Genomic DNA, 24,233 nt, shown 5'->3' with positions numbered 1-24,233 from the left:
GTGCGGATGCCCCACCGCGGACTTATCCACAGTCCGCGGCCACAGCGTGAGGGCGCCCCGAGCCGAAGCCCGGGGCGCCCTCGAGACCGACCGCGGATCAGTCGCCGTCAGTGTCGTTCACGCCGTCCGCGTCGTCCGCGTCGTCCGCGTCGTCCGCGTCGTCTGCGTCATCCGTGTCGTTCGCGTCGTCGGCGTCGTCATCCTCCACGGCGATGACCGCGAAGTTCTCGTCGAGCGAGACCTCGACGGACTTCCCCGAGTCGAGCAGCACGTCGACCTCGTAGGCGACGTCGCCGTCGTCCTCGCGCTCCGCCTCGGTGACCTTTCCGGGGCCGGCTTCGGCGAGCGCCGCCTCGGTCGCCTTCTCGAGGTCGGTGCCGGTCAGCTGCTCCGACGCCTCCGAGCCGTCGGTTCCCTGCGACGCGCCCGGCCGGTCGTCGTCGGCCTCGAACCCGCCGGTCGCGGCGTACGCGATCGCGGTACCGCCGAGGGCGAGGGCCGCGGCGGACGCGGCGGACGTGATCCAGATGGTGCGCTTCTTCATGGTGTCTCCCGTTCGATGGTTCGACCCCAGCCTCGCGCGCGACCGCTGAAGCCAGCCTGAAGCATGCTGAACGTGCATTTCAGGTGAGCCGAGCGGATGCCGCGACCGGCAGTTCCACGTGCAGTCGCGCACCGCCCGAGGGCGCGTCTTCGACCCGCACCTCGCCGCCGTGCGCATGCGCGATCTCGCGTACGATCGCCAGCCCCAGGCCGCTGCCGCCGGTGTCGCGGGCACGGGCGGCGTCGAGGCGCACGAACCGGTCGAACACGCGCTCGCGATCCGCAAGCGGGATGCCGTTGCCGTCGTCGTCGACCGTGATCGACGCCCTCCCGTCTCGCTCGTCGGGCGTCGCGGCGAGCGCGATCCCCGACCTCGCGTGGCCGGCGGCGTTATCGACCAGGTTGCGCACGAGCTGCGAAAGCAGGATGGCATCCCCACGCACTCGGGTCGCGCGCACGCCGCTCGTGTCGACCTCGAGCCCGCTCGCGCGGACTCGTTTCGCCTCTTCGAGCAGCAGGTCGTCGAGGTCGATGTCGACCGGCTCGGGGCGGAGCACCCCTTCGTCGGCGCGCGCGAGCACGAGCATGCCCTGCACGAGCTGCTCGAGGCGCCCTCCCTCCTCGAGCACGACCTCGCCGAGCTCCTCCTGGCTCACCCGCTCGGGGTGCACGCGAGTGATCTCGGCGTACTGACGGAGCGTGGCGAGCGGCGACTTGAGCTCGTGCGATGCGTCGGAGATGAACCGCCGCTGGGCTGCTTGCGCGGACTCGAGGCGGCCGAGCATCCCGTTGAGCGTGTGCGCGAGCCGCCCGATCTCGTCGTCGGCCGGCGGCTCGTCGAGCCGCTCGGCGAGGCTGGCGGCGGTCACGGCGTCAACCTGGCGACGCATCCGCTCGACCGGTGCGAGTGCCCGGCCCACCACCAGCCACGCCGTGAGTGCCACGAGCGCCACGAGCAGCGGCACCGAGACCGCGAGCAGTTGCGCGACGGTCGCGAGCGTCTCCTCCACGGATTCCGTGCTGCGTCCGACCACCACCGTGAGCCGGCCGCCGTCGCCCTCCCCGTCGTCGCTGCCCCCATCATCGCCGTCGCCCTCCCCGTCGTCGTTGCCCCCATCATCACCGTCGGCATCCCTGTCGCCGTCGGCGTCGCTGATCGCAACGACGTACGTCTCGCCATCGGCACGCACCGCCGTGCCGCTGTCGCCGCGTCGGGCGACGGGCGAGGCTGGCGCGTCCTCGCTCCGTGCGATGACGGCGCCCGACGCATCGATCACCTGCACGAGGCGCTCGTCGTCGAGCTCCTCGAGTTCGCCGAGCGAGTCCACGCCGCGCTCCTCGACCTGCAAGGCGAGCGCCGCGGCATCCTGCTCCGCCGCGGTCGTCAGCCCCTCGAGGAGCGCCACGCGAAGCACGAGATGGAAGCCGACGGCACCGAGAACCAGCGAGAGGGCCACCACGGATGCCGCGGCGAGCGTGATGCGCCCGCGGACGCCTGTGCGCCGCCAACGCCCGGGACGCGAGGCATCCGCTGCGCGGCGACCCGCGCGCTCACCCACCGTCGACCGCCACCCGGTACCCCGCACCGCGGAGTGTCTGGATGGCCTCACGCGCGAACGGCCGGTCGACCTTGTTGCGCAGGTGCCGGACGTAGACCTCCACGATGTTCGGGTCGCCGTCGAAGTCGAAGTCCCACACGCCCTCGAGGATCTCGCGCTTCGAGACGACCTCGCCGGTGCGTCGCATGAGGAACTCGAGCACCGCGAATTCGCGCGCGGTGAGGTCGACCGCCGTCTCACCGCGCCGCACCGATCTCGTCGCCGGGTCGAGCTCGAGGTCGCCCGCGGTGAGCACCGCGGGTCGCGCCGCCGCGCCCCGCCGGATCAGCGCCCGCACACGCGCGACGAGCACGGCGAACGAGAACGGCTTCGTCAGGTAGTCGTCGGCGCCGGTGTCGAGCGCTTCGACCTGGTCCCACTCGCCGTCCTTCGCGGTGAGCATGAGCACGGGGGTCCAGTCTCCGGCCTCCCGCAGTGCGCGGCAGACGAGGTAGCCGTTGAGGCCCGGCAGCATGATGTCGAGCAGGATCGCGGCGTACGGCTGGTCGCGTGCGAGCCAGAGCCCGTCGGTGCCTGTGGCGGCGACGTCGACCGCGAAGCCCTCGGCCTCGAGGCCGCGCTTCAACCCCTCGGCGAGCCGCGTCTCGTCCTCGACCACCAGCAGGCGCATCGACCGTCTCCCTCCGCTTCGCCCAATCCTGCCGGATGCCGCTGAAGCCGGGCTGAATCGGCGAGCGGATGCCGCAGCGACGCTGAATTCGGAGTGCACACCCAGAGCCGGCTCGTAAGGTGGTCCGACGCACGGCACCGTCGTTGCGCGTGACACCGAACCGGGGGGATCGCATGTCTCGCAGCTCGTCCACCGCGAATGACGCGGCCACCCGCGAGCTCCTCGACGGGTACTCCTTGGAGATGACCGGCAAGTACGTGCCCGAGCTGGAGCAGGCGCGGCGCCTGCTTCCGCCCGGCACCAGGGTCACCGTGACGTACCTCGCCGGGGAGGACCTCGAGCTTCGGGTCAGCGCCGCGAAGGCGGTGAAGGACCTCGGCTTCGTGCCCGTTCCGCACATCCCCGCGCGCCGCGTCGACTCGACCGCGGAGCTCGAGGAGTTCCTCGACCGCCTGCAGCAGATCGGCGCGACCGAGCACGTGTTCGCGCTCGGTGGCGACCCCGCCGACCCGAGCGGTCCGTACCCCGACGCGCTGTCGATCATCCGGTCGGGGCTGCTCGAGAAGTACGGCGTGCGTGAGGTCTCGATCGCCGGCTACCCCGAGGGCCACCCCGACATCCCGAACGACGTGCTCTGGCAGCACCTCGAGGCGAAGCATGCCGCGCTGAAGGAGCAGGGTATGGGATGCGTCATCCTCACCCAGTTCGCATTCGAGGCCGAACCCGTCGTCGGCTGGATCGACGCCGTGCGCGCCATGGGCATCGACACGCAGATTCGCGTGGGCGTCTCCGGTCCCGTCGGCATCATCCGTCTCGTGGGCTTCGCGCGCGATTTCGGCGTGCGCGCGAACGCGACGGCCGTCGGGAGATACGCGTTCTCGCTGCGCGCGCTCGTCGGCAGGGCGGGCCCCACCCGGTTCGTCTCCGCCCTCGCCGAGAAGCTCGGCCAGGACCCGGTCTCGGACGACGTGAGACTGCACTTCTACCCGTTCGGCGGGCTGCTCGCCTCCTGCGAGTGGGCCAGCAGGCACGCCGCCGAAATCACCGGGCGCCGAGCCCGGCGATGATGTCGTGCGCCTCGCGCATCATGCGCTCGACCACGACCCCGGCCGGTTCGATCTCGTGAATGGATCCGACGCCTTGGCCCATGAGGAACGGCATCTCCTCGAAGTCGCCCGTCGTCTCGGGCGTGGGAAGCAGCACGTCGAACTTCCGCTTGACGTGCTCGGATCCGAGGAACACCGTGCGGCCGATCTCGGGTTCCCCGGATCGTTCGGTCGGCACCTCCGCGAGCCGATCGGTGTACTCCGCGACGACCCGGTTGCGCTGAAGCCGCATCGGATTGAAGTCGGGCATCTCCGGGCCGAAGATCGAGCTTCGCACCGTATCGGTCCCTTCGGCGCCGAGGAGGCGTCGGTGATGCTCGGGGTGCACGTTCGCCTCGACGGTCGCGACGAGGCGCGTGCCGACCCAGACGCCGTCGGCGCCCAGCGCGAGCGCACCCGCGACGCCTCGGCCGTCGACGATGCCGCCGGCGGCGAGGATGAGCTGTTCGTCGCCGAGCGCATCGCGCATGCGCGGCACCAGGACGAACGTCGGCAGCCCACCATAGTTGTGGCCGCCGGCTTCCCATCCTTGGGCGACGACGACGTCGACACCGTCGTCGACCGCACGCTTCGCGTCGTCGATCGTGCCCACCTGCTCCCACACGGAGACTCCGGCGTCCTGGAGCATCCGGCGATGCTCTGCTGACGGGTGTCCCCAGTGGAAGGAGACCACCGGCACGCGCTCCTCGGCACACACCCGGATCTGCGCGTCGTTGTCGAACACGGTGATGAAATTGATGTTGAAGGGCCGATCGCCGACCGCGTCCCTGATGACGTGGATCGATGCCCGGAGCGGGTCGGCAGGGACGAAGCCGACGCCGAGGGCTCCGATGCCACCCGCGGCGCTGACGGCGATCGCGAGGTCGGGGGTTTCGGCGGCGAAGGCGAGCCCGGCACCCGCGAATGGATGGCGCACGCCATAGGCAGCGCTGAAACGGGTCGGGATCGTCGGACTCTCGGACATTTCTTCCTCCTCATCGAAGTGTGCGGTGGCGTGGGGGTGTCGCCGGGCGGCTATCCGCCCGCGGGTGCCCGGCGCGGGGGTGGGGGTGGGGGTGAGTCGAGCAATGAAGCGATCTTCGCCGCGATCTCGAGCAGGCTATCGTCGTCGCCAGGGCGGGCGTCGAGCTCCACGCCGATCGGCAGACCCCGATCATCGAGACCAGACGGAAGCGAGATGCCCGGGAGTCCCAGCACGCCGGCGAGGTTCGTGAATCGTGTGTACGTCTCGAACGTCCCGACGCGTTCGCCCCGCAACTCGATGGTGTCGTCGTCACCGATCGGCCGAGCGGTCACGGGAGCGGTCGGGAACACGATGGCGTCGACGTCGGACCGGTCGAGCGCCGCAATGATGCGCCCTCGGGCCAGATCGCGCTCGCGCATGGCCTGCCGATAGACATCGACGGGTGTCGGAGCGGAGAACGCCGATTCCCAGATACGGCGCACGTCGGGACTGCCGATGCCGGCGCCGATCGTCTCGAGTTCGATATCGATGCCCGCGTCGGCGAGGAACCGTTCGACGGCGCCGGGGAACTCGGCCAAGGCGATCGTCAGACCGATGCGCCCGGCCGTGTCGAATGCTCCTGCGAGGTCGACTCCGACGAGCTCGATCCCTGCCGCCTCGATGGCCCGAAGCGTCGCGCGATGGGATGCCGCGACTGCCGGGTCCAGGTCGGCGCCGCGTACGTCGGTCGGGAGGCCGAGCCGAAGGTGTCCACGCTTCGGTCGTTCGGGCACCGACGATCGGGCCGCGGATTCCTCTCGGATCACCGCGTCCACCGTGCGCACCAGGTCGACCGTTCTTGCGACGAGACCGAGCGTGTCGCGGGTCGGTGAGATCGGCAGGACTGCTCGCATCGGATACCGGCCGACGGTCGGGCGATAGCCGACAATCCCGCAGAGGGCGGCAGGAAGGCGCGCGGACCCTCCCGTGTCGGCGGCGATCGCGAACGGGACCAGACCGGTGGCCACGGCGACCGCGCTGCCGCCGCTGCTTCCCCCGGCGATCCTGGTCGCGTCGTACGGGTTGCCGACGGCACCGTGAACCGCGTTGTTCGAGGTGATGCCGAAGGAAAGCTCGTGGAGGTTCGTCTTCGCCGCGACGACCGCTCCAGCGCGAGCGAGTCGCGCGATCACCGGTGCATCCTGCTGCATCGGGATATCGGCAAGCGCGGAGGTTCCGCCTGAGGTGGCCATACCGGCGACGTTGACGATGTCCTTCACCGCATAGAGCTCGCCGTGCAGCGGCCCAGGACCAGCGACCTGCCGGCTCCTCGCGGCGGCGCGGCGCAACGACGCCTCCTCGAATCCGATGAACATGCGGAGATCGTCGAACGCATGAACGTGCGTGATGAATTGCTCGACGTGGTCGGTCACGCCGACCGGGTCAGACGGCCCTGCTCCTGTCGTCATGGCCATCACGATGCCGCGAAATCGCCCCGGCGGCATCAGCGAATTCGTCGATTCCCTGCCGTGCGGCTGCGACGATGCCGAGCCGGCTGTCGATCCCCCATTTCTCGAAGATGTGCGAGAGGTGGGTGCGCACCGTGCCGTACGAGAGGTGGAATCGGACGCAGAGCTCGCGGTCCGTCGCGCCGTCGGCGACGGCGACGGCGATCTGGCGCTCACGCGCGGTGAGCGGTTCCGCGAGCCGCGGCGGCAGCACCGTCTCGATCCGTGCGTGCTCGAGGCTGAGACGAGCTCGGAATGCCGTTGCGACGAGGTCGAGCAGCGCGCGGTCGTCCTCGTCGAATGGAGGGCCCGACCGCGCTCGCCAGAGACGGAGGTCGCCGAGGTGTCGTCCACCCCGGTAGGCGAAATAGTTGATGCCGTGGTGCAGCCCGTCGACGGCAAGGAAGTCGTTGTAGAACTCGGAGCGCTCCAGCGTGCGGCGATCGACGACTCGGTCGACGATCGCCGCACGGGACTGGGCGGCCATCCGTGGCGTGAGCGGGTCGTTGAACTGGAAGTACGTCTCGTAACGAGCCAAGTTGGCGTCACCCATGTTCACGGCGACGCGTTGGGCGTACCTGTCCCCGACCGGACTGCGAACGTAGGAGGCGAAGAAGTCCGCTCGGAGCAGTTGCATGAGTGGCCCGGCGAGATCGAAGCGCAGCGCCGCGGATGCCACATCGGCGTCGAGCACGTCGAGCACGTCGTCGAGCGAGCGACGGGCTTCCACGGTGAGCATCATCGGCCATTCCTTGCCTGAGCCGAGCACGCCATCTGGGTCGCGAAACGATCACCGCGCGATTCGGCCGATTACCGCAGATCGTACACCCGGCAAGTCGATCAGGCGCTTCCTGCGCCGCGATCACGACGCCCGCCTTCATCACGGCACAATGCCCATGGTGCTTCCTCACGTGGGTACACGTTCCCGAAAACGTCAACGGGACGCTGTGCCGGTTGCGATCAGCGGCGAGGGCCGGTGGATTCCCGGCGAATGTAACGGGTAGGAATCATCAGCCGTGACGGGGTTCCCGTGGACAAGTGGGCGGCGAACGCGTCGGCTGCCGCCGTACCCATTTCGAGGGCAGGCAGTGCGATGGCTGACAGCGCGGGCGACAGGAGAGCATTGGGGTCGAGATCGTTGAAGCCCACGAGAGAGAGGCGTCCGGGCAGGTCAATTCCGAGTTCACGTCCGGCGGCCATGACCCCGTAGGCATGGCGATCGTCCGCGCAGATTACTGCTGTGACGCCAGCACGTTCCCAGGCAGGCCAAATTCCCGTGAACGCCTGTGCAGCGTGCGTGAGCGTGAGGGAGTCGAGCAGGAGGTCTTGGTCGACCATGTCGATGCCTCGTCTGAGGAGCTGGTCGCGGACCTGCGACCGGCGGCTCGAGAGGCTGAGCGACTCGGCGACGTAGGACACGTATGCCACGCGACGGTGTCCGAGCTCGTCCAGATGTTGCACAAGCGCATGGATGCTCGGGGTGAGATCCAACGTGACAAGCGAGACATGTGCGGGGGCGGAAGGGGCATCGATGACCACCGTAGGAACGCACACGTCCTCGAGCGCGGCAAGGATGTCCGGTGACGGAGCCGACACCAGCAAGCCGGACGGGTCGCTGCGCAGTGCCCGCGCCAATGGCGCAGAGGACGCGGCGCTTGCGGAGAGCTTTGCGTCGACAAAGGTGATCTCCCACTCGGGGCCAAGACGATCGGCGACGCCGTCGACGATCGTCGTGAAGAAATTTCCGTACGCGGCGCCGGGGAACAAGAATGCCACCGATTGCGAAGAACCGAGGGCAAGTCGTTGCGCAGTCCGGTTGGGTACATAGCCCAAACGCACCACCGCGTGCTCGATGCGTTCCGCGTTCTCGACACTGAGGCGTCCGGAGCTCTTACCATTCACCCACAGGGAGACGGCGGCGGCCGAGCAGCCAGCTTCACGCGCGACATCTGCGAGGGTTACGCGCGGCCGAGGAATGCGGTCCCCAATGGCGTCGCGCATTGCTCGTTCCCTTCGTCGGCGGCCCTCGTCCCCGCACAGAGCACGTGCTTCGACACCCTTCAGGGCCCGTGTTACGTCGCGTCGAGCGCTTAATGCTACGTCGCGTAGGGCACGGGCGCCGACGCAATGGCTCGACATGGCAACAATCCACAACGCATCGACGACGAATCGCCCGGTCTCGAAAACGAGATCTTCCACCTGATGCTTGTCAAGCGCTTAACGTTTGGGCATACTTGCGTAACCCAATGAGCCGCCCGTCATGCTCAACCCTCGGTACGTGCGGGATCACGGGCCCGAACCGGTGGGGGCATGAACGATGAGCAGCCGGCCCCGCTGCCCGCGAAAGGACCTCGCATGACCGCCTCCGATATCCGACAGGGCGCGACGCCGATGCTCCCCGCCACCGGTGACCCCGACGTGGACTGGGCCGCACGATCCATGCCGCTGCTGGCCCGTATCATGCAGGAGTTCGGTCCGGTCTTCCGCGGCCGTCACCTCGGCATCTGCCTCCACCTTGAACCGAAGACCGCGGTGCTGTGCTACTGGCTTCTCGAGTACGGAGCGAAGGTCACGATCACCGGGAACCTCGGCACCACCGAATCGAGCACCGCTGCGATCCTCGCCGGCCTCGGCGCCGAGGTCATCGGCGGCCGTGACGACGACGCCGCCGCCCACGCTCGCAATCTCGACGCCGTCATTTCCAGCCGCCCCGACCTCATCCTCGACAACGGCGGCGAACTGATCGAACGACTCACAAAGGGTGCCGAACGCTCGTCGAACTTCCTCGGATGCACCGAGGAGACGACCACCGGCGGTACGCGTGTGCGCAATCTGCCGGTGCAGCCGGACTTCCCTGTCATCGTTATCAACGACAGTCCGCTCAAGTTGCTCGTCGAGAACGAATACGGCGTCGGACAGAGCATCGTGCAAGGGTTCATGAACGCCACCAACCGACAGCTCCCCGGGCTCCAGGCCACGGTCATCGGATACGGGCCGTGTGGCAAGGGCGTCGCCGACACGCTGCGCCAACTCGGGTCGCGCGTCACCGTCGTCGACCGCGACCCGTTCCGCGCGTTGGAGGCGATACTGGCCGGTCACCACGTCGCTCCCGTCATGGAGGCGTTGCCGTCCGCGCACGCCCTCTTCATGTCGACCGGACGCGCCGACATCCTTTCGCTCGATGACCTCGCTCTGCTCCCAGACGGCGCGATGATCGCCGGCGTCGGTCACGAACCGAACGAGATCGATCTGCCCGCGCTCGCCGCCGCCGCCACCCAGACGCTCACTCTGGCGTCCTCGACCGACGCCGACGCCCGCATCGCGTACCGCCTCCCGAACGGGAGGGAGATCGTCATCCTCCATGGAACCAAGATGGTCAATCTCACCGCCGCGAAGGGCAACCCGATCGAGGCCATGGACCTCGGGCTGTCACTGCAAGCAGCGAGCCTGGGAACCATCGCCGCCGGCGGCGCACCGTTTACCGGCGCCTACCCCGTGCCAGAGGTGATCAATCACGCCCTCGCCGCCGGCCTCGTTGACATCCTCCGCTGAGTCGCATCTCTGGGAAGACAGACCACCGTGATGAACATCGTCGGCAGCGGCAACGTGATCGGTTCCACCCAACGAAAGAACGGAAACAGCCTCATGAGCGCATACCAGATCTCGGTGCCCGCCGCTCGCTCGAGGGCAGAGCTCGCGTGGGTCGAGTCGACCTTCAACAGCGAGCATGTCGACACCGAGCATGCATCTCGGAAGGAGACCGATCTGAGGACGACCTCGGCTTCTCAGGCACAGGAGGACCACGCATGACTGCATATCCGCTGATCGACCTTCATCGCCACCTGGAGGGTTCGCTCCGGCCCAGCCATCTGGTCGATGTGCTCGGTCGCTCAGTGAGCAGCGAGGACACCATCCGCGGGCTGCGTCGAATGTTGACCGCCGATGAGAGCACGGACAGCCTGGTCTCCTATCTGAAGCGAATTGACCACGCAGCGGCAATCCTCACCGAAGCAGGCGACTGGGTTCACGCCGGCGCGAATGCCGTGGAGGACGCCTACGACGACGGACTTGACTATCTCGAGCTTCGCTTCAGCCCCTGGTTCGTTGCGCGTCAGACCGGCTTGCACCCGCGTGCCGTCGTCGACGCTGTAAGCGAAGGTGTCGCAGCGGCTTCCGCGCGCACAGGGATGCCGGCCGGGTTGATTGCGATCGTCTTGCGAAACCTCGGACCCGAGTCCGCAGACAAGCAGATCGACACCATCCTCGAGACACGAGATGTTTGGTGCGCGATAGACCTCGCTGGCGACGAAGCAGGTGTCCCTTGCGTCGCGTTCGCCCCGGCGTTCGCCCGCGCGAGAGACGCAGGCCTGCACATCACCGTGCATGCCGGCGAGGCCGCGGGTCCTCAGAGCGTCGCCGACGCGATGAATCACCTCGGGGCGGAGCGCATCGGCCATGGTGTCCGCTCCGTCGAGGATCCAAGGCTGCTCGAACGGCTACGCGAGCGCGACGTCACCCTTGAGGTGGCGCTCACCAGCAACACGCAGACACGTGCGTCTACCGGGTTTGAGTCCCACCAGATTCATGACCTCCTCGCGGCAGGTGTCGCGGTCACCCTCAACACGGACAACCCCACACCGAGTCACACCCGGCTCAGTGAGGAGTATCGCCGGGCGGAACATGATGCACATATTCCCCTCGAGGCCCTGCGGGACATCGCCGCACGAGCCGCACAGTCATCCTTCACCGCGCGCGGACGGAACCTCGCCACGTGAACGCCAGCACCGGCACCACGAGCTGCACCTTCGGGAGCACGATCTCACCGGCCACCTTGCGGAACCACACCTTGTCGCGGTTGAACAGGAACGCCATGCGCTCACCGTTGCCCCGGCTGCCCTCGCTCGTGTCGGTGAGCAGGTAGTCCCAGTTGCGGCCGAGGATGTCGATCAACCGTTCGAAGTCGTCGAGATCCTCGTTCACCTCCTGCAGCGCGATCACGCTACTCCTCACACGGGGCGCAGCACCACCCGCCGAGTCAACCCATGGTTCCGGGGGCGCACCGGGAGGTAGAACAGAACGCATGGCAACCTCACCGCTGGTGCTGGGCCCGATGCTGCGGTACGTCGACGAGACGTCCGCGAGCGTCTGGGTGGAGACGCGAGCGGACTCCCGGGTGAGCGTGCACCTCGGCGGCCACTCGTGGCAGGCCCGCACGTTCGCCGTGCACGACCACCATTACGCGCTCGTCGAGCTCGACGGCCTCGAGCCGGGCTCGGAGCATCCGTACCGCGTCGAGATCGACGGCGAGCAGGTGTGGCCCGAGCCCGACTCGGAGTACCCCGCGCCCACGATCGCCACGCTCACCCCCGGCCGTCCGCTGCGAATGGCCTACGGATCGTGTCGCACGAGCGTTCCGCACGACCGCACCGGCAACCGCACGCACGGCGTCGACTCGATGCGCGCGTTCGCCCTCGCCCTGGCGGGCGCCAGCGACATCCGACCCGACCTGCTGCTCTTCCTCGGCGACCAGGTGTACGCCGACCTCACGTCGAAGGAGATGCAGGAGTTCATCAAGGGCCGGCGCGACATCCGCAAGGAGCCCGGCAAGGAGCTGAAGGACTTCGAGGAGTACGCGCACCTCTATTGGCTGGCATGGTCGGATGACGCGAACCGATGGCTGCTCTCGACGCTGTCGACCGCCATGATCTTCGACGACCACGACGTGCGCGACGACTGGAACGCGTCGGTCGACTGGAAGAAGAAGATGGAGGCCACCTCGTGGTGGCAGGGCCGCATCGTCGCCGGCCTCGCGTCGTACTGGGTGTACCAGCACCTCGGCAACCTCTCGCCGCAGGAGCGCGCCGAGGACGAGCTGTGGCGGCGGGTCGCCGGACACCGCGGCGACGAGGAACTCGACCTCAGCGACGCGATCGACGCGTTCGCCGACCGGGCCGACAAGGATCCGACGAGCTTCCGCTGGAGCTACTCGCGCGACTACGACGACGTGCGCCTCATCGTGGTCGACTCCCGGGCCGCGCGCGACCTCACGCCCTCGGCGCGCGGGCTGCTCGACGACGAGGAGCTCGCCTGGCTCGACGAGAAACTGCGCGGCGGGTTCCGGCACGTGTTCGTGGCCACGTCGCTGCCGTTCCTCCTGCCGATGGGGTTGCACCACGTCGAGGCGTGGGATGAGGCGATCGCCCAGGGCGCGTGGGGGAAGCCGCCCGCCTGGATCGGCGAGCGCCTGCGGCAGGCCGTCGACCTCGAGCACTGGGCGGCGTTCCAGAACACGTTCCAGGCCGTGGCCCGAATGGTGACCGAGGTCGCCGACGGCGAACGGGGGCCGGCACCGCAGACCGTCACGTTCCTCTCTGGGGACGTGCACTTCTCCTACCTCGCCGAAGTCGAGCGCGAGGGCGGAAGTCGCATCCTGCAGACGGTCTGCTCGCCCGTGCGCAACCCGCTCCCCCGGTTCCTGCGCTGGTTCGCGGTCGTCATGTCGTACGGGGCCGCGACTCCGGTGGGTGCTTGGGCCGCGCGATCGGTGAAGGTTCCGGATGCCCCATTCCGCTGGCACACCGTGAAGGGTCCGTGGTTCGACAACAACCTGGCCCTGCTGCAGGAGGGGCCCGACGGGCTCCACCTCACGTGGCACACCGGCAAGGTGGACGGCGACGACGAGCTGCACCCGAAGCTCGAGGAAGTGGCGTCCATCACCGTGCCGGCGGCCAGCCGCGCGCCCATCGAATCGTGACCGTGCAGCGCCCGCGCATTTCGTGTTGACTGGTGGGATGGCGGCGATGCGGCGGTCCTGGCGGTTCGGCACGGTGGTCGTGCTCGCAGTCGGCCTGACCGCGTGCACGGCGGGTGCACCCGATTCGGATGCCCCGACCGGCCCGGTCGTGCAGCTCGGGGCGCCGGGCGAGCCGAACCGCACGCTCTCGCCCGAGGAGGCGGAGCAGCTGGGGTCGCCGAAGCATGTCGAGGCCGACGTGACCTTCATGCGGAACATGATCCTGCACCACGACCAGGCCATCGTGATGACCGGCTACGTCGACGAACGCACGCAGGACCGCGACATCCGACTGCTCGCCGAACGCATGCGCATCAGCCAGGAGGACGAGATGGATCTCATGGCGCGCTGGCTGCAGGACCGCGGCCAACCGCTGCGGGGCGAGGGTCACGACACCCACGGCGGTGCCATGGAGGGCATGCCCGGCATGCTGACCGACGAGCAGCTCGCGAGCCTGGAGTCGTCGACGGATGCCGCGTTCGACCGGCTGTTCCTCGAGTACATGATCCAGCACCATCAGGGCGCCGTGCAGATGGTCGACGAGCTCTACCGCGCCGGCGGCGGACAGGAGTCATCCGTCGACCAGTTCGCCCGTCACGTCGAGGCCGACCAGAACATCGAGATCGCCCGGATGCAGGAGATGCTCGCCGAGCGGTCGTGACCCGAACGTGAAGATGCCCGGCGGCTCGAGGGCCGCCGGGCATCCTTCACTTCGGGCCGCGTCAGCGGAAGGTGTCCGCCAGCGCGTTCAGCGCGAGCACGAGGTCCGAGTCGGCGGGTGCACCCGAAAGCGCAACTGCCTCGCTGAACTGTGCCAGGATCGCCCGCTTGTTCACCGGACCGGTCGAGAACTTCTCGGCGTTGTCGATGCGCTGACGCACCTCTGCGAGGGCGTCACCGGTCAGGGTACCGCTGCGCTCGGCCTGGTCGACGTACGACCGCACGACCGCGAAGCTCGGCGCGTGCACGAGGTGCGCCTGGAGCTGCGCGTTGAACTCCTCGAGCTGGATCTCGCCGGCCGCGGCGATCTCGTTGGCCGACAGCTGGGCGCTCGGCGTGAAGGCCAGGCTGTCGAAGCCGCGGGCGATCTCACTGCCGAGCACGTTGCCGTTGTACCAGTACGTCGACCAGTACCCGCCGAGGTTCAGGCCAGTGGCATTCGGGAAGTTGATCGGTCCACGGTCGAGGTAGGCGATCTCGGCCGGGTTCGCCGTGTCGGTGAAGTCGATCACCGACAGGCCGCCCTGGTACCAGGCCTGCACCATGATGTCGCGGCCAGGCACCGGCACGATCGATCCGTTGTGCGCCACGCAGTTCTCCTGCGACGTCTGCACGGCCGGGAGCTTGTAGTAGCTCTTGAACTCCAACTTGCCATCGACGATGTCGAAGAGCGCGTTGGCTCCCCACTCAGGCTGGTCGGTGACCCGGCAGCGTGCTCCCGTGCCCCCGCCCCACTCATCGGTGAAGATCACCTTGGTGCCGTCGTTGTTGAACGTCGCCGAGTGCCAGTACGAGAAGTTCGGGTCGGAGACCGCGTCGAGCCGCTCCGGGTTCGCCGGGTCGGAGATATCGACGAGGATGCCGTTGCCCTGGCACGCACCCGCGAGCAGGCCGATCTCGGGGAACGCCGTGACGTCGTGACACGTGTTGGTGTTGGGCAGCGGGCTGTAGTTCGTGCCACTCGGGTGCTGCGCGCCGGGCATGGTGTTCTGCAGGCCGTTGTACGCGCCGGTCGCCTCGTCGACGAAGATGCGCGGCTGGCTGACGATCGACGCGGTCTCGGGCGTCGCGAGCGGCACCTTGATGACGTCGATGCGCCACTGCGTCGGGTTACCGGTGGTGACGGGTTCCGCCGTCAGCGCGGCGTTCTCGCAGCCCGGGAGCTCCAGCGGCGACCGCACGCCCGAGGTGCCCGAGTTGTAGATGTAGATGTTCTCGGGGTCATCGGGGTCGGTCACGAGCGTGTGCGTGTGCGAGCCGCGACAGGTCTGCACGCCCGGCAGCTGCACCGGGTTGTCGATGTCGCTGATGTTGAAGATGCGCACGCCGCGGAACCGCTCGGGGTTCACCGAACCGCTGGCGCCCTGCGTGCCGCAGTCGATGCGGCCGCGGCCCTCCTCGACGGACATGAACAGGAGGTCGCCGTAGACCGAAACGTCGCCCTGGCCGCCGGGGCACACGAACGACGAGCGCAGCGTCGGCGCTGCGGCATCCGACACGTCGTAGACCTGGAAGCCGTTGAAGTTGCCGACGATGGCGTTGTCGCCGGTGAAGGCGAGGTCGGAGTTGACGAACCCGAAGTTGTTCGGGTTCGCGTCGAACGGTGCCACTCGCGGCGAGCTCGAGAGGAGCTCGATACCGTTCGTCGCCACACCGAAGTCGGTCAGGTAGCCCGGGGCAAGGCCCACGCGTGGGTCCTCGTCCTCCTCGGCCGAGGCTGCCGTGCCAGCCATGAGTGACGTGCCGAGCAGGAGTGCTCCGGCTGCGGCGAGCGCACGTCGGCGCCATCGCAGCGATCGGGGTGGGGTTCGCATCGTTGGTTCCCTCTCTTCCGCTTCGTGGGCGATCGAACATCGCTCCCGACGACTCGGAAGGTGCACCTCGTCATGCACCGCAAGAGGGCCCCGGGAGGCCGATCTCTGGCTACACCGTAGCGGTGAAGCGCACCCGCGAACAGTCCCCATCTTCACGGACGGTCCGTACGATGGCCGGATGACCGAATCCGTGGGCGCGTCACCGCTCGAGCCCGGCGTCTACGAGCACTACAAGGGCGCCCGCTACGAGGTGCTGCTCGTCGCGCGGCACAGTGAGACCGAGGAGGAGCTCGTCGTCTACCGCCAGCTGTACGGTGACGGCAGCGCATGGGTGCGCCCGCTCGCGATGTTCAGCGAGACCGTCGAGGTCGACGGCGTCCGGATGCCGCGGTTCCGACCGGTCCGTTCCGACGAGTCGGCGGAGCCGAACCGCGCCTAGACTGATCGATGCACTCGCGGGAGTGGTGAAATCGGCAGACACGCAGGATTTAGGTTCCTGTGCCTTCGGGCGTGTGGGTTCAAGTCCCACCTTCCGCACTGGAGATACGCCGCCCTGCCCGATACGCCGCCGCCGGCGGGCTACCCGCGCGGACTGAACGCGGCGTGGAAGATCGCGCGCGCCCGCCTGGCGACATCGGGTCGCTCCGTGGCATCCGTTCGCCAGAGCAGGTCGGCGAGCATCGTGATGGCGAGCAGCACGTCCTGCGTCTCGACATGGTCGGCGATGCGGCCGGCGGCATGCTCGCGTTCGAGGAGCATTCCTGCGAGACTCGCGAGCCGCTCGCTGAGGTGCATGACGCGTTCGTCGTGGCGGTTGAGCCAGATGAGGTCGATGAGCGCGGTCGACACGACGGCCTGGCCGACGATGGCCTCCAGCAGGTCGTCGAGCGTGGCGTCGGGCGACGCCACCGCGGCCTCGAGCTCGTCGAGGTTCTCGTCGAACACGGCCACGGCGAGCGCGAGCCGATCGGGGAAGTGACGGTAGAGACTGCCCTGCCCCACGCCCGCCTTCTTGGCGACGGCGCTGAACGGCGCCTTCAGGCCGTCGGCTGCGAAGACCTCGCGCGCGGCGGCGATGAGCGCACGACGATTCTCGGGTCCGGCGCTCGGACCGCGGTTGGCTTTGCGATTGCTGGGAGTCCGCTTCTCAACCTCGGGCACGGTGTAACGTTACTACCGGACATGGTTGTCCGGTAACGTTCAAGCGAAGGAACCCGAATTGAGCACTCCGAAGCCCCTCACCGGTGACGACTCCATCAAGACGTGGCTCGAGCACCCGGTCGGCGGCCCCATCCTGCGCGACCTGCTCGCGCAGTCCGGCCAGGACGCCGGCGTCCTGCGTCCCGTGCACCGACTCGCCATCAAGCGACTCGTCAAGCTGAGCAAGGGCTCGTTCTCGCAGGAGCTGCTCGATGAGCTGGTGCGCCGAGCCGCCGCCGGCGACGTTCCCGCGAGCACCGGCGCAGACGCCACAACGGCTCACACCGAGGCATCCGGGACCGAAGCATCCGAAGGGTCGACGGATGCCGCAGCCGTACCGGCCGTCGAGCGCCCCGAATGGGTCGAGCGCCTCGACCAGGGTCGCTTCGCCGGCAAGACCGTGATCGTCACGGGGGCGGGCTCGGGCATCGGCCGCGCCACGGCGTCGCGCATCGCACGCGAGGGCGGCCGCGTGATCGCGGTCGACGTCTCCCAGGAGCGTCTCGACGAGTTCGCGGCAGAACACTCCGGCGCCGACATCATCACGCTCGTCGCCGACATCACCGATGATGCCAAGGTCGCCGAGATCGTCGGCGCCGCAGGCTCGCGCATCGACGGCCTCGCGAACGTCGCCGGCATCATGGACGACATGACGCCCATCGGCGAGCTCACCGACGCCGTGTGGAAGCGCGTGTTCGCCGTGAACGTCGACGGCACGATGAAGCTCATGCGCGCCGTCGCTCCCGTCATGCTGGCCCAGGGCTACGGCTCGATCGTGAACACCGCCAGCGAGGCCGCCCTCCGCGGATCGGCCGCCGGCGTCGCGTACACCGCGTCGAAGCACGCGGTCGTGGGTCTCACCAAGTCGACCGCCTTCATGTATGGACCGAGCGGCCTGCGCGTGAACGCCGTGGCCCCCGGTGCGACCATCACGAACATCGAGGCCACGTTCGCCTCGCCGCTCGGCGCCCAGCGCGTGCGGCAGGCGATGGCGGTGCTCCCCGATGCCGCCGAAGCCGAGGCGCTCGCGGCATCGATCACCTTCCTGCTCAGCGACGACGGCGTGAACATCAACGGCGTCGTGCTCGCGAGCGACGGCGGCTGGTCGGCCGCCTGATCCCACCCGTCGTCGTCACCTCGGGCTCACGACGACCCCCTGTCGCGGCCGGCCGACCCCCTCCCCCTCCGGCCGGCCGCGACCTTCTCTTCGGCGTGCCCGAAGGCGGATGCCGGCGCTGACGCCGTGACGACGCGCAAGCCCCTATCGCCCTCACGGCCGTCGGGTTACCGTCGAGGCGCGTGGGAGCCGCCCGCGCCAGAGAGGAGCATCATGACGAACATCGATCCGCGCGAGAACCCGCGTGACCGCGACCTCGATCTCGACCCCGACGCACCGCTCGACCCCGACGTGAACGACGACCTGCTCGACTCCGCCGTGGCCGATGAGCGCGCCGCCACGGAGGGGGTCGCGGAGAACGACACCGAGCCCCTCGACGACTTGCGGTAGGCGCCGCGTCGCTGCGGGCTGAATGCGTCTACGCGCGCGGAGGACCGGCCGCGATCCGCGCACGCGCATAATCGGCGACGCGTTCCGCCGGAACCTGCCAGTCCGATTCGAGCCACCACGTGACACCAGCATCGGCCCACGGCCGCACGACCGCGGCATCCGCAGCCGGATCGCCACTCGTCGTGCCCTCCTGCACCACGTCGAACGACCGGTCGCCGAGGCCGAGGCGCTCGCGCTCCTCGCGGATCCACGCGATCGCCTCGGCGGCGATCTCGGGCGTGTAGGTGCGCTGCTGCTCGAGCGGGTCGACGCCGTCCCCTCCGGGCGGCGCATAGTTCGGGATCCAGCCGTCGTACTGTGCCACGCGCCGCATCGACCGCATGCGCGGCCAGAGGCCGACGACCCAGGTGGGGATGCGCGGCTCCTGCACGATCGCGGGCGGGAGCATCTGGTCGGTGCGGTCGGCGCGGTAGTGCCGACCCTCGTACTCGAACGGCTCGCCCCGCCACAGGTGTTGCAGCAGCTCGAGGCCTTCGTCCATGAGTTCGGCGCGCACCTTTCGCCCGGGATCGTCTTCGAAGATCCAGAACCGGTGCTCGACCTCGTCGGGAACTCCGAGCCCCGCCGAGAGGATGACCCGGCCGTTCGACAGTCGGTCGACCGTCATGGTCTGGCCGGCGAGTTCCCACGGGCGCCGCCTCGGCACCGGTGTGAGCATGGTGCCGAGGCGGATGCGTTCGGTGACCATGGCCGCGGCGCCGAGCGTCGACCACGGGTCGGTCGCCCAGATGCCCTCCCACACGAAGAACGCGTCCCACCCGGATGCCTCGGCGAGCTGCGCGAGCTCGACCGCGAGGTTCGGTTCCGTACCGGTGAAGATGAATCCATGCCGCATGACGGCGACGCTATCGGCGACCCCCGACACTTGGCTCGGCGCCGCGCTCGGCCACGCGTTCGGCGCCGCGCAGCACCGTGTCGACCGCGCGGGCGAGCTCGGGTTCGACGTCGCCCCAGTCACGATCGAGCTCCTGCGACAGCCGCGGATAACGCTCGGCGACCGCCTCCACGAGCCAACGGGCGGGGGCGGATGCCTCGGTCTCCTCGGGTGCGATCGACGAGAATGCCCTGGCGAGTGACTCGAGCAGCAGTGCCACGTGCATCGGATCCGCGATGCGGCCCCGATCGAGCAGCACGAGGAGTGCCTCCATCCACGCCAGCCGATTGGGATAACGGGGCAGTCCGGTCACGTGCACCTCGGCGATCCACGGATGCCGCGTGTAGCGCCCGTGCAGCTCGTGCGCCCAGGCCCGCACGCCGTCGAGCCAATCGGCCGAGTCGTGCGCGGGTGGCGGACCGACCGCGGCATCCGTCATGAGTTCGACGAGTGAATCCTTGGAATCGACGTAACGATAGAGCGCCGTCGTCGTGAGCCCGAGCTCGCCGGCGACTCGCGCGAGGGAGACCGACGCAAGGCCGCCCGCGTCGGCGAGTGTCGAGGCCGCCGCCGCGACATCCCCCACGGTGAATCGGGCCCGCGGCCCGCGCGGTGGCGGCGCCTCCACGCCCCACGCCACGCGGAGCAGGCGATCGTTCGGTTGACTGTGCATGACGTTCACTGTACCTTGGGAAACTGTGAACGTCATGAACAGTAACCTCCCCGTCGTCCTCGTCACCGGTGCATCCTCGGGCCTGGGTGCCCGCACCGCGCGCATGCTCGTCGACCGCGGCTACCGGGTCGCCGGTGCCGCGCGCCGCACCGAGTTGATCGAGCGGCTCCCCGCGGTGCTGCCCGTGCGGCTCGACCTCGCCGACGCCGATGGCATCGACCGCGCCGTCGAGCAGGTCGAACAGCACCTCGGGCCCGTCGGCATCCTGGTGAACAACGCCGGATACGGTGAATTCGGCGCCCTCGAGGAGACCTCCATCGAGCTTGCCCGCCAACAGTTCGACGTCAACGTCTTCGGACTGATCCGCCTCACGCAGCGCGTGATCCCGTCGATGCGCCACTCATCGACGGGTCGCATCGTCAACGTGTCGAGCCTGGCGGGCGAATTCAGTTCTCCGCTCGGCGGCTGGTACCACGCGTCGAAGTTCGCGCTCGAGGCGCTCTCCGACAGTCTGCGCGCCGAGCTCCGACCGTTCGGCATCAGCGTCGCCGTCGTGCAGCCGGGGCCGGTGCGCACCGGGTGGCACGAGGAGGCGATGCAGCGACTCGAGGCGACGTCGGGCGAAGGCCCATACCGCCAGATGGCCAGAGCGGTTGCCCGCTACCATCGCGCGACCCAGACCACCGCGATCACGAGCGACGTCGAACCGGTCGCCGCCGCGATCGTCGAGGCGGCCACGACCGAGCGCCCGCGCATCCGCTACCGGGTCGGCCGCGGCGCATCGACGGCGGTCACGCTGAGCCGGCTGCCCGACCGGGTCTTCGACGCCATGATGCGCCGCCAGTTCGGACTCGCCTGAACTCGAGCGCCGAGCGCGGATTGATGCGAGTCGGACGCCGCGCGGGTGGCGTCATCCTCGGGAATGATTCGGTGCGAGCACTCAGTCGGGCGGTGCATCCGCTGGGTAGACTGCAACGACACCACGCCGCCTGCTGACCGGCATCCGCCGTGCCCGACGACGACAGGAGATCCCTGTGATCCATACCGCCCTCATTCCGTGGCTCGACCCCGAGACGATCATCGCCTCGGCCGGCCCGTGGGCGCTCCTGGTGGTCTGCTTCATCGTGTTCGCCGAGACCGGCCTGCTCGTCGGCTTCCTCCTGCCCGGCGACACGCTCCTCGTCATCTCCGGCCTGCTCTCGCACTCCACCCCCGCCGCCCCCAACGGCGTGTTCGGGGTGAACATCTGGTGGGTCTCGATCCTCATCGGGGTCGCGGCGTTCATCGGCGGCGAGGCCGGCTACGAGATCGGGCATCGCGGGGGCCCGAGGGTGTTCGAACGCAAGGAGAGCGGGCTCTTCAGCGTCAAGAACGTCGAGCGCACCAACGCGTTCTTCGAGCGGTTCGGCGGGCTCACGATCATCCTCGCGCGCTTCGTGCCGATCGTGCGCACCTTCGCCCCCGTCGCAGCGGGCGTCGGCCACATGCAGCGCGGCCGCTACACGCTCTACAACTTCACGGGCGCGGTGCTCTGGGGCTTCGGGCTCACCATGTTCGGGTACCTCATCGGGTTCATCCCCCCGGTCGCGTTCCTCGTTCGCGAGTACATCGACATCATCCTGCTCGTCGCGGTGGGCGGCACCGCGCTCATCACGCTCTGGCACTACTTCAGCGAGCGCCGCAAGGCCAAGAAGGCCGAGGCCGCGGGCGAAGACGTCGTCACCGACGAAGTCGAGGCCGAGGAGCTCGTGCTCGATCCCGACGTGTTCGACCGCCCGCCGCACTTCGAGGGCGACCGACACGGCGACCACGGCGCCGGGCGTCCGGGCGACGAGAAGCCGCCGCACGACCGCTGAGCTCAGGGGTCGATCGGCGCCATGGGGCCGTCATGGCCGCCTCCCAACTCGGTTGGCCTGCTCCCAGAGCCCTTCGAAGAATTCCTTGTCGACCTCCTCGAGCTCCGGCTCTTCGATGCGCCAGTCCTCTTCCAGGGCCGACTCGGTCAGTGTCGGACCGATCTCCGGGTCCTCCTCGCCTGACAGTGAGCTGATCAGTCGGTCGCCGACCACCGAGACCTGACGTGTGGGAAGACCGTCGACGAACTCGCACACCGCGTAGCCGACCGGCACCGACGAGAAGGGTTCGATCTCGAACCTGACATAGATGGTGTCCATGCGAGGGTGTCCTCCCAGTTCCTCAGGGGCTGATCGGTCCCCGCATTTCGATGCTATCGAGGCGCTGTTCGCGTCTTGGTGGGCGTGCGTGCCCGAGATCCCACCGATCGCGAGCCGGCGAGGGCGAGCGGATGCTCGCGTAGGGCGCGTGTACAGTCGGCAGCATGAGCTTCCTCTACGAGGAGAAAGCCTCATCCTCCCGCTTCGTCGACGTCGTCTGGCACACCGTCGACACGAGCGACGGCACCTACATCGCCGCCGCCGACGCCTGCTGGGACATGATCTTCACGATCCTGGCCGCAGGCGGCTCCCGCGTGCTGCTCAGCGGGCCGTCATCCCGACCGACGGCCGTGCCGTACCGCACCGGCAACCGCAGCATCGGCGTGCGCTTCACGCAGGGTTCCTACTTCACGCATATTGATCCGCACTCGATGTGCGATCGCACCATCCGGCTGCCCATACTCACCGACGGGTGCTTCGAACTCGCGGGCCGCTCCTGGACCATGCCCGACTACGACCGCATCGACGTGCTGCTCGCCGCGTTCGACGCGAACGGCCTCCTCGCCAACGATCCCGTGATCGCGGCCGAACTCAGCGGGGCCGAGCCGGGCGTCTCCGCGCGTTCGGTGCAGCGTCACTTCGAGCGGATCACGGGGCAGAGCCCCCGGCACGTACGGCAGGTCACGCGTGCGCGGAAGGCGGTCGCGCGCCTCCGCGCGGGCGAAGCGATCGCGGAGGTCGCGTACGAGCTCGGGTACGCCGACCAGTCGCACCTCACGCGCGAGGTGAAGCGGCTCACCGGGTACACGCCGGCGGAGTCGCAACGTCGCGACGAGCCCGTGTAGGCGCGCCGGCGGTGTCGTTCCGGTTCAAGACGCCGCGCGGGACATCCGCTTCACTCGACGGGTCGCACCCCACCGAGAGGACGGAAACCCATGGACATCAGGCCCTATGCGATCACGATCCCCGACGCCGAGCTCGACGACCTGCACGCCCGGCTCGACCGCACGCGCTGGCCCGCCGCACTCACCGACGAGTGGAGCCGTGGCACGCCCGTGCCCTACGCGCAGCGCCTCGCGCGCTACTGGCGCAACGAATACGACTGGCGAGCCCAAGAGTCACGGCTCAACCGGCTGCCGCAGTTCATCGCGGAGGTCGACGGCCAGCCGATCCACGGGTTGCACGTGCGCTCCGCTCGCGACGAGGCCGTGCCCCTCCTGCTGTTGCACGGCTACCCGTCATCGTTCGTGGAGTTCGCGGGCATCGCGCCGATCCTCGCCGACCCTGACAGCGACGAGGGGGCGGATGCCACGGCGCCGTCGTTCCACGTCGTCGCGCCGTCGATCCCGGGATACGGATTCTCGACCCCGCTCGCGAGCCATGGCTGGGACATCGCCCGCACGGCGCACGCCTTCGACGAGATCATGCAGGCGCTCGGCTACGACCGGTATGCCGTGTTCGGCGAGGACATCGGGGCGGGCATCAGCGAGCAGCTCTGCCTCGACGCCGGCGACCGGGTGCTCGGTTCCATCGCCGCGACCGATCCGGGAGCGATCGCCACCGAGTACACACCGCCGACCGATCACCTGACCGACGAGGAGCGTGCGCGCCATCAGCAGCTGAAGGACGCGAGAGGCGAGGACTACGGGTACCTGCAGCTGCAGTCCACCCGGCCCCTCAGCGTCGCCTACGGACTCACCGACTCCCCGATCGCCCAGGCCACCTGGATCGTCGAGAAGTTCCAGGAATGGACCGATCCCGGCCGGGCACTGCCCGAGGACGCCGTCGACCTCGACGACCTGCTCACGCTCGTCACGGTGTCGTGGTTCGGTCGGGCAGGCGACGGCGCGGCGAACCTGCTCTATGAGACCGCGCACGCGGAGGCCGCGTGGGGCCGCAGCCACGACCGCCCACAGGGCATCGTGGCGTTCGGCGAGGAGCCGCTCATGCGGCGCATCCTCGACCCGGACGGACACCTCGCGTTCTGGAACGAGCACCCGAACGGCGGGCACTTCCCCGCCATGGAGGCGCCGGGCGACCTCGTCGGCGACATCCGAACCTCCTTCACGCGGCTGCTCGCCGTGTGAAA

General features: G+C 68.8%; 26 protein-coding genes and 1 tRNA gene. 14 read left to right on the top strand and 13 right to left on the bottom strand.

Features of this window, described 5'->3' with window-relative positions; all coding sequences use genetic code 11:
- Nucleotides 1-97: 97 nt before the first annotated feature.
- From AB0K73_RS12945 to AB0K73_RS12935, 3 genes are all read right to left on the bottom strand, one after another.
- Nucleotides 98-544, bottom strand: coding sequence for a PepSY domain-containing protein (locus AB0K73_RS12945; RefSeq protein WP_360513273.1), 447 nt, complete (start codon nt 542-544; stop codon nt 98-100).
- 79 nt (nt 545-623) lie between these two features.
- Nucleotides 624-2,102 carry an ATP-binding protein gene (locus AB0K73_RS12940; protein ID WP_360513275.1) on the bottom strand — a complete coding sequence of 493 codons (1,479 nt, stop codon included), beginning with the start codon at nt 2,100-2,102 and terminating at the stop codon, nt 624-626.
- Nucleotides 2,095-2,772, bottom strand: coding sequence for a response regulator transcription factor (locus tag AB0K73_RS12935; RefSeq protein WP_360513277.1), 678 nt, complete (start codon nt 2,770-2,772; stop codon nt 2,095-2,097). Before AB0K73_RS12935 ends, AB0K73_RS12940 begins: the two co-directional genes overlap by 8 nt.
- A 173-nt stretch (nt 2,773-2,945) precedes the next feature.
- Between AB0K73_RS12935 and AB0K73_RS12930 the strand changes: the two genes are divergently transcribed.
- On the top strand, nt 2,946-3,839 hold the full coding sequence (locus AB0K73_RS12930) for a methylenetetrahydrofolate reductase (RefSeq protein ID WP_360513279.1): 894 nt from the start codon (nt 2,946-2,948) through the stop codon (nt 3,837-3,839).
- Here the strand turns inward: AB0K73_RS12930 and AB0K73_RS12925 are convergent.
- The 4 genes from AB0K73_RS12925 to AB0K73_RS12910 all read right to left on the bottom strand — a co-directional run bounded on the left by AB0K73_RS12925 (nt 3,814) and on the right by AB0K73_RS12910 (nt 8,330).
- Entirely contained in the window at nt 3,814-4,842 is a 1,029-nt protein-coding gene (locus tag AB0K73_RS12925) for a nitronate monooxygenase (protein WP_360513281.1), read from the bottom strand. The two genes, AB0K73_RS12930 and AB0K73_RS12925, sit on opposite strands and share 26 nt — an antisense overlap.
- A 50-nt stretch (nt 4,843-4,892) precedes the next feature.
- Nucleotides 4,893-6,290, bottom strand: coding sequence for an amidase family protein (locus AB0K73_RS12920; RefSeq protein ID WP_360513283.1), 1,398 nt, complete (start codon nt 6,288-6,290; stop codon nt 4,893-4,895).
- Nucleotides 6,265-7,071 (bottom strand): helix-turn-helix transcriptional regulator, encoded by an 807-nt coding sequence (locus tag AB0K73_RS12915; protein ID WP_360513285.1) that lies wholly within the window; start codon nt 7,069-7,071, stop codon nt 6,265-6,267. Before AB0K73_RS12915 ends, AB0K73_RS12920 begins: the two co-directional genes overlap by 26 nt.
- Nucleotides 7,072-7,289: 218 nt before the next feature.
- A complete protein-coding gene (locus AB0K73_RS12910; RefSeq protein WP_360513287.1) occupies nt 7,290-8,330 on the bottom strand; it encodes a LacI family DNA-binding transcriptional regulator in 1,041 nt (346 codons plus the stop codon).
- Between the two features lie 354 nt (nt 8,331-8,684).
- Between AB0K73_RS12910 and AB0K73_RS12905 the strand changes: the two genes are divergently transcribed.
- Genes AB0K73_RS12905 through add form a run of 3 tightly spaced genes read left to right on the top strand, consistent with a single transcriptional unit; the run spans nt 8,685 to nt 11,104 of the window.
- The gene (locus tag AB0K73_RS12905; RefSeq protein ID WP_360513290.1) at nt 8,685-9,881 is read left to right on the top strand and encodes an adenosylhomocysteinase; all 1,197 of its coding nucleotides are present in this window, start codon (nt 8,685-8,687) and stop codon (nt 9,879-9,881) included.
- A 30-nt stretch (nt 9,882-9,911) separates the two neighbouring features.
- Entirely contained in the window at nt 9,912-10,139 is a 228-nt protein-coding gene (locus tag AB0K73_RS12900) for a hypothetical protein (RefSeq protein WP_364775328.1), read from the top strand.
- Nucleotides 10,136-11,104 carry an adenosine deaminase gene (add, locus tag AB0K73_RS12895; protein ID WP_360513294.1) on the top strand — a complete coding sequence of 323 codons (969 nt, stop codon included), beginning with the start codon at nt 10,136-10,138 and terminating at the stop codon, nt 11,102-11,104. Before AB0K73_RS12900 ends, add begins: the two co-directional genes overlap by 4 nt.
- Here the strand turns inward: add and AB0K73_RS12890 are convergent.
- The gene (locus tag AB0K73_RS12890) at nt 11,073-11,327 is read right to left on the bottom strand and encodes a hypothetical protein (protein ID WP_360513296.1); all 255 of its coding nucleotides are present in this window, start codon (nt 11,325-11,327) and stop codon (nt 11,073-11,075) included. The genes add and AB0K73_RS12890 overlap by 32 nt on opposite strands.
- Nucleotides 11,328-11,409: 82 nt before the next feature.
- On the opposite strand from AB0K73_RS12890, the gene AB0K73_RS12885 reads away from it, so the two are divergent.
- On the top strand, nt 11,410-13,083 hold the full coding sequence (locus tag AB0K73_RS12885; RefSeq protein ID WP_360513298.1) for an alkaline phosphatase D family protein: 1,674 nt from the start codon (nt 11,410-11,412) through the stop codon (nt 13,081-13,083).
- 37 nt (nt 13,084-13,120) lie between these two features.
- Nucleotides 13,121-13,783: a DUF305 domain-containing protein gene (locus AB0K73_RS12880; RefSeq protein WP_360513300.1), complete on the top strand. Its 663-nt coding sequence runs from the start codon at nt 13,121-13,123 to the stop codon at nt 13,781-13,783.
- Nucleotides 13,784-13,844: 61 nt separating this feature from the next.
- Here the strand turns inward: AB0K73_RS12880 and AB0K73_RS12875 are convergent, their stop codons facing one another.
- Nucleotides 13,845-15,656: a hypothetical protein gene (locus AB0K73_RS12875; protein WP_360513302.1), complete on the bottom strand. Its 1,812-nt coding sequence runs from the start codon at nt 15,654-15,656 to the stop codon at nt 13,845-13,847.
- 178 nt (nt 15,657-15,834) lie between these two features.
- Between AB0K73_RS12875 and AB0K73_RS12870 the strand changes: the two genes are divergently transcribed.
- Nucleotides 15,835-16,095, top strand: coding sequence for a DUF1653 domain-containing protein (locus tag AB0K73_RS12870; RefSeq protein WP_360513304.1), 261 nt, complete (start codon nt 15,835-15,837; stop codon nt 16,093-16,095).
- 16 nt (nt 16,096-16,111) lie between these two features.
- Nucleotides 16,112-16,193, top strand: a tRNA-Leu gene (locus AB0K73_RS12865).
- A gap of 42 nt (nt 16,194-16,235) precedes the next feature.
- Here the strand turns inward: AB0K73_RS12865 and AB0K73_RS12860 are convergent.
- Nucleotides 16,236-16,817 carry a helix-turn-helix domain-containing protein gene (locus AB0K73_RS12860; RefSeq protein WP_360513306.1) on the bottom strand — a complete coding sequence of 194 codons (582 nt, stop codon included), beginning with the start codon at nt 16,815-16,817 and terminating at the stop codon, nt 16,236-16,238.
- 58 nt (nt 16,818-16,875) lie between these two features.
- On the opposite strand from AB0K73_RS12860, the gene AB0K73_RS12855 reads away from it, so the two are divergent.
- Both AB0K73_RS12855 and AB0K73_RS12850 read left to right on the top strand, forming a co-directional pair.
- Nucleotides 16,876-17,973 carry an SDR family NAD(P)-dependent oxidoreductase gene (locus AB0K73_RS12855; RefSeq protein WP_360513308.1) on the top strand — a complete coding sequence of 366 codons (1,098 nt, stop codon included), beginning with the start codon at nt 16,876-16,878 and terminating at the stop codon, nt 17,971-17,973.
- Between the two features lie 213 nt (nt 17,974-18,186).
- On the top strand, nt 18,187-18,363 hold the full coding sequence (locus tag AB0K73_RS12850; RefSeq protein WP_360513310.1) for a hypothetical protein: 177 nt from the start codon (nt 18,187-18,189) through the stop codon (nt 18,361-18,363).
- Between the two features lie 28 nt (nt 18,364-18,391).
- On the opposite strand, the gene AB0K73_RS12845 is transcribed toward AB0K73_RS12850, so the two are convergent.
- Nucleotides 18,392-19,258 (bottom strand): LLM class flavin-dependent oxidoreductase, encoded by an 867-nt coding sequence (locus tag AB0K73_RS12845; RefSeq protein ID WP_360513312.1) that lies wholly within the window; start codon nt 19,256-19,258, stop codon nt 18,392-18,394.
- A gap of 10 nt (nt 19,259-19,268) precedes the next feature.
- A complete protein-coding gene (locus AB0K73_RS12840) occupies nt 19,269-19,970 on the bottom strand; it encodes a TetR/AcrR family transcriptional regulator (protein WP_360513314.1) in 702 nt (233 codons plus the stop codon).
- 34 nt (nt 19,971-20,004) lie between these two features.
- Between AB0K73_RS12840 and AB0K73_RS12835 the strand changes: the two genes are divergently transcribed.
- Both AB0K73_RS12835 and AB0K73_RS12830 read left to right on the top strand, forming a co-directional pair.
- Nucleotides 20,005-20,829 carry an oxidoreductase gene (locus tag AB0K73_RS12835; RefSeq protein WP_360513316.1) on the top strand — a complete coding sequence of 275 codons (825 nt, stop codon included), beginning with the start codon at nt 20,005-20,007 and terminating at the stop codon, nt 20,827-20,829.
- Nucleotides 20,830-21,007: 178 nt separating this feature from the next.
- Entirely contained in the window at nt 21,008-21,826 is an 819-nt protein-coding gene (locus tag AB0K73_RS12830) for a VTT domain-containing protein (RefSeq protein WP_360513697.1), read from the top strand.
- A 30-nt stretch (nt 21,827-21,856) separates the two neighbouring features.
- Here the strand turns inward: AB0K73_RS12830 and AB0K73_RS12825 are convergent, their stop codons facing one another.
- On the bottom strand, nt 21,857-22,144 hold the full coding sequence (locus AB0K73_RS12825) for a hypothetical protein (RefSeq protein ID WP_360513318.1): 288 nt from the start codon (nt 22,142-22,144) through the stop codon (nt 21,857-21,859).
- A gap of 164 nt (nt 22,145-22,308) precedes the next feature.
- Between AB0K73_RS12825 and AB0K73_RS12820 the strand changes: the two genes are divergently transcribed.
- On the top strand, nt 22,309-22,989 hold the full coding sequence (locus AB0K73_RS12820; protein WP_360513320.1) for a helix-turn-helix transcriptional regulator: 681 nt from the start codon (nt 22,309-22,311) through the stop codon (nt 22,987-22,989).
- Between the two features lie 90 nt (nt 22,990-23,079).
- On the top strand, nt 23,080-24,231 hold the full coding sequence (locus AB0K73_RS12815) for an epoxide hydrolase (protein ID WP_360513322.1): 1,152 nt from the start codon (nt 23,080-23,082) through the stop codon (nt 24,229-24,231).
- Nucleotides 24,232-24,233 lie beyond the last annotated feature (2 nt).

Source organism: Agromyces sp. NPDC052230, from assembly GCF_040679595.1.
Lineage (GTDB): Bacteria > Actinomycetota > Actinomycetes > Actinomycetales > Microbacteriaceae > Agromyces.
Note: the sequence above shows the minus strand (reverse complement) of the source record. Positions and strands in the feature narration are given on the sequence as shown.